The sequence below is a fragment of the Candidatus Poriferisocius sp. genome (genome assembly GCF_965204145.1).
GTDB lineage: Bacteria > Actinomycetota > Acidimicrobiia > Acidimicrobiales > Bin134 > Poriferisocius.
Genome location: NZ_OZ241977.1, coordinates 2,697,527 through 2,711,600, shown reverse-complemented (window position 1 = coordinate 2,711,600; position 14,074 = coordinate 2,697,527). Strand labels below are relative to the sequence as shown.

10 protein-coding genes are annotated in these 14,074 nt (G+C 65.1%); 8 read left to right on the top strand and 2 right to left on the bottom strand.

What is annotated here, in order from left to right:
- The first annotated feature begins 141 nt into the window (after positions 1–141).
- Positions 142–2,865, top strand: coding sequence for a phosphoenolpyruvate carboxylase (ppc, locus tag ACOGI7_RS12555; RefSeq protein ID WP_419851509.1), 2,724 nt, complete (start codon positions 142–144; stop codon positions 2,863–2,865).
- 60 nt (positions 2,866–2,925) lie between these two features.
- On the opposite strand, the gene ACOGI7_RS12550 is transcribed toward ppc, so the two are convergent.
- Complete coding sequence (locus tag ACOGI7_RS12550; RefSeq protein ID WP_419849098.1) at positions 2,926–5,565, bottom strand: heterodisulfide reductase-related iron-sulfur binding cluster; 2,640 nt, start codon at positions 5,563–5,565, stop codon at positions 2,926–2,928.
- A 187-nt stretch (positions 5,566–5,752) separates the two neighbouring features.
- Here ACOGI7_RS12550 and ACOGI7_RS12545 point away from each other — a divergent pair, with 187 nt between their 5' ends.
- On the top strand, positions 5,753–7,117 hold the full coding sequence (locus tag ACOGI7_RS12545) for an ammonium transporter (RefSeq protein WP_419849097.1): 1,365 nt from the start codon (positions 5,753–5,755) through the stop codon (positions 7,115–7,117).
- A 23-nt stretch (positions 7,118–7,140) separates the two neighbouring features.
- Here the strand turns inward: ACOGI7_RS12545 and gpmA are convergent, their stop codons facing one another.
- Positions 7,141–7,899, bottom strand: a complete 759-nt coding sequence (gene gpmA, locus ACOGI7_RS12540) for a 2,3-diphosphoglycerate-dependent phosphoglycerate mutase (protein ID WP_419849096.1) — start codon at positions 7,897–7,899, stop codon at positions 7,141–7,143.
- A gap of 128 nt (positions 7,900–8,027) precedes the next feature.
- Here gpmA and dnaK point away from each other — a divergent pair, with 128 nt between their 5' ends.
- The 6 genes from dnaK to egtD are packed head-to-tail and all read left to right on the top strand — an operon-like array spanning position 8,028 to position 13,991.
- Complete coding sequence (gene dnaK, locus ACOGI7_RS12535; RefSeq protein ID WP_419849095.1) at positions 8,028–9,884, top strand: molecular chaperone DnaK; 1,857 nt, start codon at positions 8,028–8,030, stop codon at positions 9,882–9,884.
- Positions 9,881–10,441, top strand: coding sequence for a nucleotide exchange factor GrpE (locus ACOGI7_RS12530; RefSeq protein ID WP_419849094.1), 561 nt, complete (start codon positions 9,881–9,883; stop codon positions 10,439–10,441). The genes dnaK and ACOGI7_RS12530 overlap by 4 nt, the downstream gene beginning before the upstream one ends.
- A gap of 18 nt (positions 10,442–10,459) precedes the next feature.
- Positions 10,460–11,353, top strand: a complete 894-nt coding sequence (locus ACOGI7_RS12525; protein WP_419849093.1) for a DnaJ C-terminal domain-containing protein — start codon at positions 10,460–10,462, stop codon at positions 11,351–11,353.
- 2 nt (positions 11,354–11,355) lie between these two features.
- Positions 11,356–11,688: a heat shock protein transcriptional repressor HspR gene (locus ACOGI7_RS12520; protein WP_419849092.1), complete on the top strand. Its 333-nt coding sequence runs from the start codon at positions 11,356–11,358 to the stop codon at positions 11,686–11,688.
- Positions 11,689–11,730: 42 nt separating this feature from the next.
- Complete coding sequence (egtB, locus tag ACOGI7_RS12515) at positions 11,731–13,002, top strand: ergothioneine biosynthesis protein EgtB (protein ID WP_419849091.1); 1,272 nt, start codon at positions 11,731–11,733, stop codon at positions 13,000–13,002.
- Complete coding sequence (egtD, locus tag ACOGI7_RS12510) at positions 13,002–13,991, top strand: L-histidine N(alpha)-methyltransferase (protein WP_419849090.1); 990 nt, start codon at positions 13,002–13,004, stop codon at positions 13,989–13,991. Before egtB ends, egtD begins: the two co-directional genes overlap by 1 nt.
- Positions 13,992–14,074 lie beyond the last annotated feature (83 nt).

The following is a 14,074-nucleotide window of genomic DNA, read 5'->3' as shown; positions in this document are numbered from 1 at the left end:
CGAGAGCCTTCACCACGTCGCCGATTCTCATCGCCGGAGCCTCCACTCCAATTGCGTCTTGTACTGGCACAAGGTGGGGTAGACACTTCGCCGGGAGCAAAGCGATTGGAGCTCGGTCGGTAGAATGGATGTTTGAATTCCATGGTGCCGGCTGACGAACTCGACCAAATCGACTCCGCTCTTCGCAACGACATCAGGCGTCTGGGCACTCAACTGGGAAATGCCCTGGTGCGCCAGCACGGACCCGAGTTGCTTGAGCGCGTGGAGCAAGTGAGGGCCATGGCTCGGGGCCTGCGGCGCGACGAGGAGTCGGGTGCCGGGCTAGGAAAGGTGCTCGACGATGTCGATGTGGTCGAGGCCATCCATCTTGTGCGGGCGTTCACCGTCTACTTCCACTTGGCCAACACCGCCGAGCAAGTTCACCGAGTGGAGGATCTGAATGCCGCCGGCCTCGCTGGCAGTCTCCGCTTTGGCGATGCGGTGGACAAGCTCTTGAAGCTGGGAATCGACGAGGCCGAGATCGTGGCTGCCACCCGCCATGCCGACCTGCGCCCGGTTTTTACCGCCCATCCCACTGAGGCATCCCGCCGGTCGATCCTCGACAAGCTCACCGAGATTGCGGTCCTCATCGAACGCCGGGGGGAGAGCGGCTGTGGACCGGCCGACCAGAGCAGGATCGACCGCCGGATCGATGAGCTGATCGACGCTGTCTGGCAGACCGACGAGCTCCGCCGGGAGAGGCCCGACCCGGTGGACGAGGCTCGGTCCATCCTCTATTTCCTCACCGAGATTGCCGCCGACGGCGTACCCGAGCTCTTCGATGACGTCGATGCTGTGCTCCGGACCATCGGAGGATCGCTTGACGGGCCTCAGGTGCCAGTGCGGTTCGGTTCTTGGGTGGGAGGCGACCGCGACGGCAATCCCAATGTCACTCCGGAAACGACGCTGGAGGTGCTGGCTTTCCAGCGAGGTCGGGCGTTGCGCCTGTTGGTGGCCGAGATCGAGGAGCTGTCCTCGGAGCTGTCGGTGAGCACGGCGGTCGCTGGAATCACTGAGGAAATGCAGGCTCAACTCGAGACCGACCGCGACGGCTTTCCCGACATTGTCTCCCGGTTCAGCAAGCTGAGCGCTGGTGAGCCCTATCGCCAGCGCTGCTCGGTGATCCACCAGCGCCTTCAGGAAGCGATGGACCTGCCGCCCGGACCGAGGGCCTATAGGACGCCTGCTGAAGTGGAAGCCGACTTGGCCGTCATGTCTCAGTCGCTGGAAGCCAATGAGGGGTCGCTGCTGGCTCAGGGCCGCCTGGCCCGGGTACGGCGAATTCTGGCCATGATCGGCTTTCACCTCGCCATTCTCGATATACGCGAGAGCGCATCGGCCCACCATTTGGCCCTCGAAGGGCTCTTTTCTGAGCTGGATACCGGATACAGCACCATGTCGCGCCCCGAGCGCACCGCCCTTTTGGCCTCCGAACTGGAAAGCCGCCGTCCGCTGGCCCCACCTGCGGGGCTGGACGCGCGAGGCTCATTGGCTCTGTTCACCGCTCTCCGTCACGCCCTCGATCAACACGGAGACGGGGCTATCGGGAGCTACATCGTGTCGATGACCCAGGGGGTCGACGATGTGCTGGCCCCCGTTGTGCTGGCCCGTGAAGTCGGATTGGTGGACATCCCCAGCGGAATCGCCCGCCTCGGATTCGTGCCGCTGTTCGAGACCGTTGCCGATCTTCGCGGAATCGGCACCATGCTCCGAGAGCTCTTTGCCGTGCCCGCCTACCGGCGGCTGGTTGAGATCAGGGGCAATGTGCAAGAGGTAATGGTCGGATACTCAGATTCCAACAAGGACGGCGGGATCACGACCTCGCAGTGGGAGATCCACAAGGCGCTGCGGGCGATCGCCGAAGTGTCGGCTGAGGTCGGGATCAAGGTGGTGGTGTTCCACGGGCGAGGCGGCACAGTGGGGCGGGGTGGAGGCCCCACCAACGCGGCCATCTTGTCGCAGCCCGCTGGGGTTGTGAACGGTGCGGTCAAGATCACCGAACAGGGCGAGGTCATCGCCGACAAGTACGGACTGCCCCGCTTGGCGCAGCGCAATCTCGATCTGGCCCTGTCGGCGGTGGTCGAGGCCACGGTGGCCCACCGCCATCCCCGCCACGGCCAAGGCGGCATCGAAGCTTGGAACGACGTCATGGAGCTCATGTCCGAACGCGCCTATCAGGCGTACCGCAACCTGCTCGATACCCCTGGCTTCGTTGAGTACTTCCAGACCTCTACCCCGGTAGAGGAGTTGGCTGCAATGAATATCGGCTCACGACCGGCTCGACGGTCGGGCGCTGAGGCCGGGATAGACGGCCTGCGGGCAATTCCCTGGGTGTTCGGCTGGACCCAGTCGCGCCAGATCATCCCCGGCTGGTTCGGGGTGGGCACCGCAATGGAGGCGGCGCAGCAGGCTGGATGCGGAGAACAGCTTCAGACCATGTACCAGGATTGGCAGTTCTTCCGCACATTCGTCTCCAACGTTGAAATGACCCTGGTGAAGACCGATCTTGCCATTGCCCGCCACTATGTCAACCGCCTGGTTGCCCCCGAACTCCACCACTTCTTCGACACCATTGCTGAGGAGCACGACTTGACCGTGGCCCACATCGCCAAGCTTGCCGGTGGCGACCTGCTCAACGACCTTCCGGTGCTGAAGCGAACCTTGGCGGTGCGCGACGCCTATCTCGACCCCATCAGCGTCTTGCAGGTTGAGCTGTTGGCCCGGTCGAGAGCCGCAACCGGTGTTCCCGCAGACAACCGACGCATTCAGCGGGCCCTGCTTTTGACGGTAAACGGTATCGCCGCTGGTCTCCGCAATACCGGGTGAGCTGAGCGGTTGGCTCGCCCTTGCCTTCCCCCTCCAGGGGCTAATGAGAGCTGGAGTTGTTCAGTCGGCTTCTTCGCGCTCAGCAATGAGGGCGGCAGCTTGGGTGGGCCACTTCCACTTGCTGATGCGACCGGGAATCTCCAGGGCGGCTTCGAGGTCGCGCACCCCGGCCTCGTCAAGGGCGGCCATGTCCTCGTAGGTGACGATCCCGTGTTCGGGAAGGGACCGGGCCAGAGCGGGGTCGGTGCCCATGATTCGGGTGAAGTCATCCGGCTGGCGGGAGGGCGCGGCAGCTTCGGGCGCGGGTGCTTCGGGTTCTGAGTCAACCTCCGACTCGGGGTCAGCTTCGGGCGCCGGTGCTTGCTCGGCTTCGACGGCCAGAGCTGCGTCCTCGGTCACGGGCTCTGCTTCAACCGTGGTTTGAGCCTCCGTTGCGACCTGCGGCTCGGCCACAGCCACCGCACCGGGTTCGGGTGCCCGAGTGCGGATGGTGAGCAGTTCGGATTGGCGGGCTTCCTCCACGGCAGCGTCGCGGTTTTCCAGGGCCTCCAGCAGGTGCATGGAGATGTCGCCCACCACCACGTCGTCGTCGGCACCCTCAGCCTTGATGCCGTCGTCGATCATGATGTAGCAGAACGGGCAGGCGGTGGCGATCCGGTCGGCCCCGGTAGCCAGCAGCTCTTGCGAGCGCTCCACGTTCACCTGCTTGCCTATGGTCTCCTCCATCCACATGCGGGCGCCGCCCGCCCCGCAGCACATGCCCTTGGTCCCGTTGCGTTCGGCCTCCACCACCTCGACGCCGCCCAGCGATCCCACCACCCGGCGGGGGGCCAGATACACGTCGTTGTGGCGGCCCAGGTAGCAGGAGTCGTGGTACACCACCCGCTCGTCGAGACGGGCGCCGGTCATGTCGAGGCGTCCGTCGTCGATCAGCGCCTCCAGGAACTGGGTGTGGTGGACCACTTCGTAGTGCCCGCCGAGCTGGGGGTACTCGTTGGCCAGGGTGTTGAAGCAGTGGGGGCACTGTGTGACGATCTTCTTGACCCCCATCTCATTGAGGGTCTCGATGTTCTGCATGGCCAGCATCTGGAAGATGTACTCGTTGCCCGAGCGCCGGGCCGGGTCGCCGGTGCAGTTCTCGGCCGGCCCCAAGATGGAGAAGCTGATCTCGGCTCGCTGGAGCAGCTTGGCCACCGCCTGGGTCACCTTGCGGTTCTTGTCGTCGAACGATCCGGCACAGCCCACCCAGTAGAGGTACTCGGACTCCAGCGGGTCGCCCCCGTCGAGCACCGCGATGCCCTCGAACTCGGTGGCCCACGCCCCGCGGTCGCCCTGAGACATGCCCCACGGATTTCCCGAGTTCTCCATCGACCGATAGGCCTGGCCCAGTTCGGTGGGGAAGTCGGACTCCATCAGCGACAGGTAGCGGCGCATGTCGAGGATCTTGTCGAGGATCTCGATGTTCACCGGGCAGATCTCGTCGCACGCCTTGCAGGACGTACACGCCCAGATCTCCTCGCCGGTGATCCGCTCGAACAAAGAGTTGGCCTCCACCTTGATCTCCGGCACCGTGCCCAGCGGCGGGGTGGTGGCCGGCTCGCCGGTGGCGGCCATGACCTCGCCGGTCTTGAGCACGATTTCCCGGGGGTCGAGGGGCTTGCCGGTGGCGTGGGCGGGGCACACCGACGTACACCGCCCGCACATGGTGCAGGCGTCGGTGTCCAGCAGCTGCTTCCAGGTGAAATCCTCCACGGTGGCGGCGCCGAACGTCTCCAGGTCGGTCTCCATCAGGTTGGGCATGGGCTTCATGGCGCCTTTGGGCCGGTCTTTGTCCCGCAGGTACATGTTCAGCGGGGAGGTGACCATGTGGCGCAACATGGTGATGGGCAGCAGCACCAGGAAGGCCACGAAGGTGATCACGTGTCCGGCCCACCAGAACTGGTGCCAGTGGTCGAGCCCCTCGAGCCCCCGCATCTGGGTGGCCACCTGGTAGCCGAGCACCGACCACTTCTCGAAGTCGGGCACGCCGTGGTCGGCGATGCGGAACACCTCGGCGCCGAAACCGGTGACGCCGATGGCGAAGAAGGTGCCCAGGATCACCGCGTGCTCGGGCCGTGACTTGATGCGGATGCGGTAGGGGCGCAGCCGCCGGGGGCCGTAGCGGCGCACGATGGCCCACATAACCCCGACCAGGAAGATGGCACCGGCGATGTCGCCCACCGCGGAGTACACCTGATAGATCCGGCCGTGGAGGAACTTGGCCCCGTCGGGGAGCTGCTCGTCGATCTCGAGAGTGGTGGTGACCCCCAACAGGATGATGAACCCCACATAGATCATGGAGTGCATGATCCCGGCGCCGGGCTCTCGCAACAGGGTGCGCATGTACATGCCCCGTCGGAGGTCCTCGAGGCGGGTCTTGGCGTTGGCCAGGGTGGTGCGGCGGTTGTCGGGGCCGCCCCGCTCCCAGTTCTTCACCCGCTTGGCGAACTCCCAGGAGGCCCACACCAAGAAGATGGGGATGATGGTGTAGAAGGCCGCCTTCCACCCGTTGGGGATGTTCTCCCACGGATGGCGGGTGATCTCCGCCGGGTTCTTGAACTCGGTGATGGCCGAGGCGATGCCCGAGGCGATGGTGAAGGCGGCGAAGCCCAGCCCAAGGCCGAGCACGATGTGGAAGGGACGCAAGCGCTTTGGGTCCATGGCGACCCCAAACCTAGTGGCCGACACCCTCCGGTTCCGTACTCAAGCAGGCAGTACGAACTCGACACGGCCTGCTTGAAATTCACAGCGCAGAAACAATCGTGAAACCTGGTCTTTCTACCGTGTTTCCGATTGCGCCGGGGCCGCAGTGGCGCGGGCGCAGAAACGGCGAAGGAGGGCCGGTCATATGAAAAGGAAATTCGGAGTCGGAGCGCTGATTGCCGCCGGGACAGTGCTCATTGGGGTTGTTCCCGCAGCAGCCCAAGACGGCGGTGCCGAAGCGGTGCAGGCGGTGATGGACAACCTCTGGGTGTTCATCGCCGGCATCTTGGTGTTCTTGATGCAGGCCGGCTTCGGCATGGTCGAGGCGGGGATGACCCGGGCCAAGAACGTCGGGAACATCATGGCCAAGAACCTGGCTGACATGTGTATTGGCGCCTTGGCCTTCTTTGCCTTTGGCTTCGGCATCGCCTACGGGACCGATGCGGGATCTGTGTTCGGCACCGACGGCTTTTTCTTGAGCGGCATGTCCAACGCCATCGATGGCGGCCTCAGCGGCCCCACCGACTTCTTCTTCCAGGTGGTGTTCGCCGCCACCGCGGTGACCATTGCCTCAGGCGCCATGGCCGAGCGGACCAAGTTCTCCGCCTACTTGGTGTTCAGCTTCTTTATGACTGCGCTGATCTACCCGGTGGTGGTCCACTCCTTCTGGGGCGGTGACGGCCTTATCGCCGACTTGGAGATCGGCGACGCCAAGTTCGGCGACTTCGCCGGCTCCACCATTGTGCACAGCACCGGTGGCTGGGCCGCCTTGATGGGGGCCATCTTCCTCGGACCCCGGATCGGGAAATACGACGAGAACGGCAACCCTCGGGCCCTGCCCGGCCACAACATCGCTTTCGTCGTGCTGGGGGTGTTCATCCTTTGGTTCGGCTGGTTCGGGTTCAACCCCGGCTCAGAGCTGGCTGCCGACAATGTGGTGATGCACGCCGCGTTGACCACGCTGTTGGCCGCGGCCGCTGGCGGTTTGGTCGCCGGCGCCGTCATCTGGCGCAAAACCGGCTCGCTGGACGTGGCCATGACAGGTAATGGCGTGCTGGCCGGGCTGGTGGGCATTACCGCCGGTACTGCCACCATGAACCCCATGGGTGCGGTGGTGACCGGGGGCATCGCCGGAGCCATCGTGGTGTACTCGGTGCTGTTCTTCGACCGCAAGGGAGTGGACGACCCGGTGGGCGCCATCTCAGTCCACGGCGTATGCGGCGTGTGGGGGACCCTCGCTGTAGGGCTGTTCTCCCGTTATGCCGACGGCTTCGTGGCCACCGACAAGGCTGGCCTGTTCTACGGCGGCGGCGGCGACCAACTTCTGGTCCAGCTCATCGGCGTCGTGCTGGTGTTCGCCTGGGTGACCATCACCACCGGCATCTTGTTCGCAGTGATGAAGAAGACGATGGGTCTACGGGTGTCTCGTGAGGAAGAGATTGGTGGTCTCGACCTCCACGAGCATGGAGTGCCCGGCTACGGCCCGGACACCTCCACCTCTGTGGGCTGACACTCCTACAGCCTGACAGGCGCTTAGCCCGCTTGTTTGGCCACTGCTGAGGCGGCCTCGGCCGCCGCAGCGGGGTCGAGCGAGCGGGCGAGCGTCGTCTTGGCCTCGATGGGCATCATGTCCGGTCCCAGCTCGTACACCAGCGGCATGCCGGTGGGGATGTTGAGCTCGGCGATGGCGTCGTCGTCGATCTGATCGAGGTGCTTGGCCAGGGCCCGCAGGCTGTTGCCGTGGGCCGAGATCAGCACCAATTGCCCGGCCCGCAGATCGGGGACCACCTCGTCGTGCCAGTAGGGCATCAGCCGTTCCACCACATCGGCCAGGCACTCGCTTCTGGGCAACAGCTCCGGAGGGATGTGGGCGTAGCGGGGGTCGCCGTTGGGATTCCACGGGTTGTCGTCGGCGATGGCCGGGGGCGGCGTGCGATATCCCCGGCGCCAGGCGTTGAGTTGCTCGTCGCCATAGCGCTGGCGGGTCTCGGTCTTGTCCAGCCCGGTGAGGTCGCCGTAGTGGCGCTCATTCAGCCGCCAGTGCCGCTTCATCGGCACTCCGCTCCGATCCATCTCGGCGAGGGCCAGTTCAGCGGTGCGGATCGCCCGTGTCTGCACCGAGGTGTGCACGACGTCGGGCAGGAGTCCGGCCCCGGCCAGCGCCGTTCCACCGGCCCGGGCTTCGTCCTCGCCCTTTGGGGTCAGGTCGCAGTCGTACCAGCCGGTGAACTGGTTGGAGGCGTTCCACTGGCTCTGGCCGTGGCGGAGCAGGATCAGGGTCGCTGGATTCACTCAGGGCAGCGTAGCGGCTCCAACCCTTAGTGGATATCACTCAAGTTTTGGGATATGGCAATTTGCAGGGTATCCTGGAAGTCGCAAATAATGCGGGGAAAACCCGATTACACAAGGAGTCAAACACGATGGGAAAGGTTGTCGGCATCGATTTGGGCACCACAAACAGCGTGGTCGCCGTGCTCGAAGGCGGTGAGCCAACCGTTATCGCCAACACCGAGGGTTCTCGTACGACCCCGTCGGTGGTGGCGTTCTCCAAGGAGGGAGAAGTGCTGGTTGGCGAGGTGGCCAAACGCCAGGCCATCACCAACCCTGATCGCACCATCCGCTCGGTCAAGCGCCACGTCGGCACGAACTGGTCGGAGAGCATCGACGGCAAGGACTACAGCAGCCAGGAGATCTCGGCTCGGGTCCTGCAAAAGCTCAAGCGGGACGCCGAGACCTACTTGGGCACCGAGGTTGCCGAGGCGGTGATCACTGTCCCGGCCTACTTCGACGACGCCCAGCGCACCGCCACCAAAGAGGCTGGCACCATCGCCGGCCTTGAGGTGCTGCGGATCATCAACGAGCCCACCGCGGCCGCACTGGCCTACGGCCTCGACAAGGGCGACACCGACCAGACCATTCTGGTTTTCGACCTGGGCGGAGGCACCTTCGATGTGTCCATCCTGGAGATCGGCGACGGGGTGTTCGAAGTCAAGTCCACCAGCGGCGACACCGCCCTGGGCGGCGATGACTGGGACGACCGGGTGATCGGCTGGCTGGTGGACTCGTTTCGAAACGACCACGGGGTCGACCTGAGCAAGGACAACATGGCCATGCAGCGGCTCAAGGAGGGCGCGGAACGGGCCAAGATCGAGCTGTCGCAAACCCAGAGCACCAATGTGAACCTGCCGTTCATCACTGCCACCGACGCCGGGCCGCTCCACATGGACTACGAACTGACCCGGGCCAAGTTCCAAGATCTCACCAGCGACCTGCTGGACCGGTGCCGCAAGCCGTTCGAGCAGGCCCTGTCCGACGCCGGCTTGTCGGCGGGCGACATAGACCACGTGATCCTGGTGGGCGGCTCTACCCGGATGCCCGCAGTGGTCGACTTGGTGACCGGCATGACCGGGACCCAGCCCCATCAGGGAGTCAACCCCGACGAGGTGGTCGCAGTGGGCGCCGCCGTGCAGGCCGGCGTGCTCAAAGGCGAGGTCAAAGACGTGTTGCTCTTGGACGTGACGCCGCTGTCACTGGGCATCGAGACCAAAGGCGGGGTGATGACTCGCCTCATCGAGCGCAACACCACCATCCCCACTCGTCGAACCGAGGTGTTCACCACTGCGGATGACAACCAGCCCACAGTGGAGATCCATGTGCTCCAGGGCGAGCGGGAGATGGCCACTTACAACAAGACGCTGGGCAAATTCCAGCTGGTGGACCTTCCTCCGGCCCCCCGCGGGGTTCCTCAGATCGAGGTGACCTTCGACATCGACGCCAACGGCATCGTCCATGTTTCGGCCAAAGACCGGGCTACCGAAAAAGAGCAGTCCATCACCATCACCGGGCAGAGCTCGCTGGACAAGGGCACCATCGATCAGATGGTCGCCGACGCCGAGGCCCATGCCGCCGAGGACGCCCGTCGCCGGGAGGAGGCCGAGGCCGTCAACAACGCCGACAGCCTGGTGTACCAGGTGGAGAAGCTGCTGGCCGAGGCCGGCGACTCGGTGGATGCCGCCCAGCGCGCCGAGGTTGAGGCCAAGCTGGCAGCTCTGAAATCGGCCATCAACGAAAAGGACCTGGACCGCATTCGCTCGGCTACCGAGGAGCTGTCGGCCATCAGCCAGCAGATCGGCGCGGCCATGTACGAGCAGGCCGCTGCTGCGGCGGGCGACGCTCCCGGCGGCTTCGCTGATGGGGGTGCTGATACTTCCCCGGATGACGACACCATCGTCGACGCCGAGATTGTCGAAGACGAAGAAGACGGAAGCTCCCCGTGAGCGAGGAGGCTGCGGCACAACGAGCCGAGGAGGAGATTGCTGACGAGCAGTCTCCCGACGAGCAGTCTGCTGACGAGCAGTCTGCCGATGAGCAGTCTGCCGACGAGCAGCTCCAGGATGTCGATGGCCTTCAGGAGCCAGCGCCTTCAATGGAGGAGCTGGTGGCCCAGCGGGACGGCTATCTCAATGACCTTCAGCGGGTGACCGCCGAGTTTGCCAACTTCCGTCGCAAGTCGGTCGAGCGCCAGCAGGAGACGGTGGCCATGGCCGCGGCCGAAATCGTGGAGAAGGTGCTGCCGGTGCTCGACGCCTGTGATGCCGCCGTGGCCCAAGGCGCCGAAGATGTCATCCCCATACGAGACGCGCTGTTCGGTGCGCTGGAGAAAGAGGGATTGGCCAAGCTGGACGATCCCGGCGCGCCGTTCGATCCCACCTGCCACGAGGCCGTTGTCCACGAGCCGGGAGAGGGAGAGGCGGTGATCGCCGAGGTTCTGCGGGCTGGCTATGAGTGGAACAGCCGAGTGCTGCGGCCCGCCATGGTGAAGGTCCGGGGGTAGGGCGGAGGCAATCGGAGCATGGACGTGAAACGAGAATGGCTGGAGACCGACTATTACAAGGTCCTCGGCGTCTCCTCCTCGGCGTCTGACAAGGAGATCACCAAGGCCTACCGCAAGCTGGCCCGCAAGCTTCACCCCGACGCCAACCCTGAGGACGCCAAGGCCGAGGAGCGGTTCAAGGAGGTGTCGGCCGCCTACGACGTGCTGGGCGACGGCGAGCGCCGGGCCCAATACGACCAGGTGCGCCACATGGGGCCCATGAACTTCCAAGCCGGGCCGGGCGGCTTCACCATGGAGGGCGATCTGGCCGATGTCTTCTCTGCCTTCATGGGCGGCGGCCGTTTCGACCGGGGCGGTCCCCCGTTCAGCGGCCAGAACCGCCCGGTTCGAGGCCACGATCTCAACGCCCACCTGGCCCTGGACTTCGCCGAGGCGGTACGGGGTGCTACCACCGACTTGACGCTCAGCGGCGATACCGCCCGGTCTGGGCGCACCATCTCAGTGCGCATCCCTGCCGGGGTGGGCAACGGCCAGAAGATCAAGCTGGCCGGCAAAGGCGAGCCGGGGTTCAATGGCGGTCCGCCCGGCGACCTGTACGTGACGGTCAACGTCAAGTCTCACCCGGTGTTCGGCCGCCAGGGCAAGAATCTCACCGTCACCGTGCCGGTGACGTTCGCCCAGGCCGCATTGGGAGCGGAGGTCTCGGTGCCCACTTTCGAGGGCGATCCGGTGACGCTGCGTCTGCCCCCCGGCAGCCAGCCCGGAAAAGTCTTGCGGGTTCGGGGCAGGGGCGTGGAGACCCCCAAGGGAACCGGCGATCTCTTGGTGACGGTGGACCTGGAGGTTCCCACTGAGCTGAACGACGAGCAGCGCCAGGCTCTGGAAGCATACGAAAAGTCGATGGAGGCGTGACCATGATCGATCCCCGAGGCCGCGATCGGGCGGTGTACGTCATCTCGGTGGCCGCCGAGTTGGCCGGCATCCATCCCCAAACCCTGCGGATCTACGACCGGAGGGGATTGGTGCAGCCGGCCCGCACTGGCGGCGGGAGTCGGCGCTACAGCGACGCCGACATCGACAAGCTGCGCCGGGTACACGAGCTCACCAGCGAGGGCATGAATCTCGACGGCGTGGAGCGAGTGCTGGCCTTGGAGAAAGAAGTGGCCCGGCTCAAGGCCCAGGTGGCGCGCCTCACCCAGGAACTGGAGTCGAAGCGGGCCGACATCGTGCTGTATCGAAGAGTCTGAACCGCCGCGACTTCCTAGTAGAGTGCAACCCCTGCCGCTCCTGTGACCGTGACCCTCGCCTCCGACCTTTCCGACCTCTTGGTGGGCTACCAGACCGTTCGGTCCTACACCGACGCGCTCGCCGCTCCGTTGAGCAACGAGGACCAGTGCATCCAGTCGATGCCCGATGTCAGCCCGACCAAGTGGCACCGGGCCCACGTGACCTGGTTCTTCGAGACCTTCCTGCTCAAAACCCGATTGGAGGGCTATCGCGAGTACCACCCGGCGTTCGGTTTCCTGTTCAACTCGTACTACGAGACGGTCGGGGATCGCCATCCTCGGCCCGAGCGGGGCAATCTCTCCCGACCATCGTGCGAGGAAGTGGCCGCCTACCGGTCTCATGTAGACCAGGCCATGGCCGAGTTGCTGGCTCGCCCGCTCGATGATGCCACCGCTGAGTTGGTGCTGTTGGGCCTCCATCATGAGCAGCAGCACCAAGAGCTGTTGCTCATGGACATCAAGCACGTGCTGTCGACCAACCGAGCGCTGTGGCCTGCCTACCACGATCTCCCTCCCGCGCTAGCGGCGGTGTCGGACAATGGTCAGCCGGCGGCCGACTGGACCTGTTTCGAGGGCGGAGATGTGTGGGTGGGACACGACGGCGCTGGCTTCGCCTTCGACAACGAGGGCCCCCGCCACCGGACCATCCTCCCCCCGTATCGGCTCGCCAACCGGCTGGTGACCTGCGGCCAGTGGCTGGAGTTCATGGCCGACGGCGGCTACAGCACCCCCACCCTGTGGCTGTCGGACGGCTGGTATCAAAGGCAGGAGTATGGCTGGGAGGCCCCGTCGTACTGGGACTTCCACTCCGAAGACGGCTGGCGGGTGTTTACCCTGCATGGTCTTGAGCCACTGTCGCCCGACGAGCCGGTGTGCCATCTGTCCTACTACGAGGCCGATGCCTTTGCCCGCTGGGCCGGTGCCCGGCTCCCCACCGAGGCCGAGTGGGAGCACGCCGCCGCTGAGCAGAAACCAGGAGGCAACCTGGGAGACCAGGGTCGATGGCATCCCGCACCCGCGGCTGGCGACGGCCTGAGCCAGCTCTTCGGAGACGTGTGGGAGTGGACGTCTAGCCCCTACGGCCCCTATCCCGGGTTTCGGCCGGCGCCGGGAGCGGTGGGGGAGTACAACGGCAAGTTCATGGTCAACCAATTTGTGCTCCGGGGCGGTGCCTGTGTGACTCCGCCGGGGCACATCCGGGCCACCTATCGCAACTTCTTCCATCCCCACACCCGCTGGCACTTCTCCGGGATGCGTCTGGCTCAGGACGTGTAATGCCAGGTCGCGTTTTTGTTGAGCCGGTCGTCGACGTCCATTTAGATCGCGCTTGGATCGATCGAGCGCTTCGGGTCGACGTGGCCGAGGGGCTCACCTCCCAGCCCAAAGAGCTGCCCCCCAAGTGGTTCTACGACGACCGGGGCAGCGAGCTTTTCGACCAGATCACAAGGCTGCCCGACTACTACCCCACCCGGAGGGAGCGGGAGATCCTCGAGCGAGAAGTCGACGTGATCGCCGAGCGGTCGGGGGCCGACACCGTGGTGGAACTGGGGTCGGGCACCTCGGAGAAGACCCGGATCGTGCTGGACGCCCTTGCCGCCACCGGCCGGCTCCGCCGCTATGTGCCGTTCGACAACAGCGAGGCCACGCTGCGGGCCGCGGCCAAAGAGTTGGCCGCGGCCTATAAGGGGCTGGCCGTCCACGGGGTGGTCGGCGACTTCGAGCACCACTTGGGCCACGTCCCCGATGGCGGCTGCCGGCTGCTGATGCTTCTGGGGGGCACGATCGGCAACTTTCCCACCGCCCCTCGCAAAGACTTTCTGGCCAGCGTGGCCGACACAATGGCGCCGGGCGACACCTTCCTGCTGGGCTTCGACTTGGTGAAGGATCACGACCGGCTGATTGCGGCCTATGACGACCCCGAGGGGGTGACCGCGGCGTTCAACCGCAACGTGCTGTCGGTGATCAACCACCGCCTCGATGCTGACTTCGATCTTGAGCAGTTCGAGCACGAGGCTCGTTTTGATATCGAAGAAGAGTGGATTGAGATGTGGCTGCGGTCGCGTTGCGCGCAACGAGTGACCATCGGCGGCTTGGGCACGATGGTGGACTTCGCCCAAGGGGAGCGCATGCGGACCGAGATCAGCGCCAAGTTCCGGCCCGAGAACATCGGCTCCGAACTGGCCAGCGTGGGCTTGGCCATGGAGCGCTTGTGGACCGACGCCCGAGGAGACTACGCGCTCACCCTGTCCCGTATGGTGAGATGACGCTGGGCTGAATTTAATGGTGGTCAACCACCGGCATGGCGCGAGTAGTGTCGGTTCGTAAGCCACGCTGATGGGGTAGTGCA

Coding starts and splice junctions, on each gene's coding strand:
- ppc (WP_419851509.1), top strand. CDS start 142: ATGGTGCCGGCTGACGAACTCGACCAAATCGACTCCGCTCTTCGCAAC.
- ACOGI7_RS12550 (WP_419849098.1), bottom strand. CDS start 5,565: ATGGACCCAAAGCGCTTGCGTCCCTTCCACATCGTGCTCGGCCTTGGG.
- ACOGI7_RS12545 (WP_419849097.1), top strand. CDS start 5,753: ATGAAAAGGAAATTCGGAGTCGGAGCGCTGATTGCCGCCGGGACAGTG.
- dnaK (WP_419849095.1), top strand. CDS start 8,028: ATGGGAAAGGTTGTCGGCATCGATTTGGGCACCACAAACAGCGTGGTC.
- ACOGI7_RS12525 (WP_419849093.1), top strand. CDS start 10,460: ATGGACGTGAAACGAGAATGGCTGGAGACCGACTATTACAAGGTCCTC.
- ACOGI7_RS12520 (WP_419849092.1), top strand. CDS start 11,356: ATGATCGATCCCCGAGGCCGCGATCGGGCGGTGTACGTCATCTCGGTG.
- egtD (WP_419849090.1), top strand. CDS start 13,002: ATGCCAGGTCGCGTTTTTGTTGAGCCGGTCGTCGACGTCCATTTAGAT.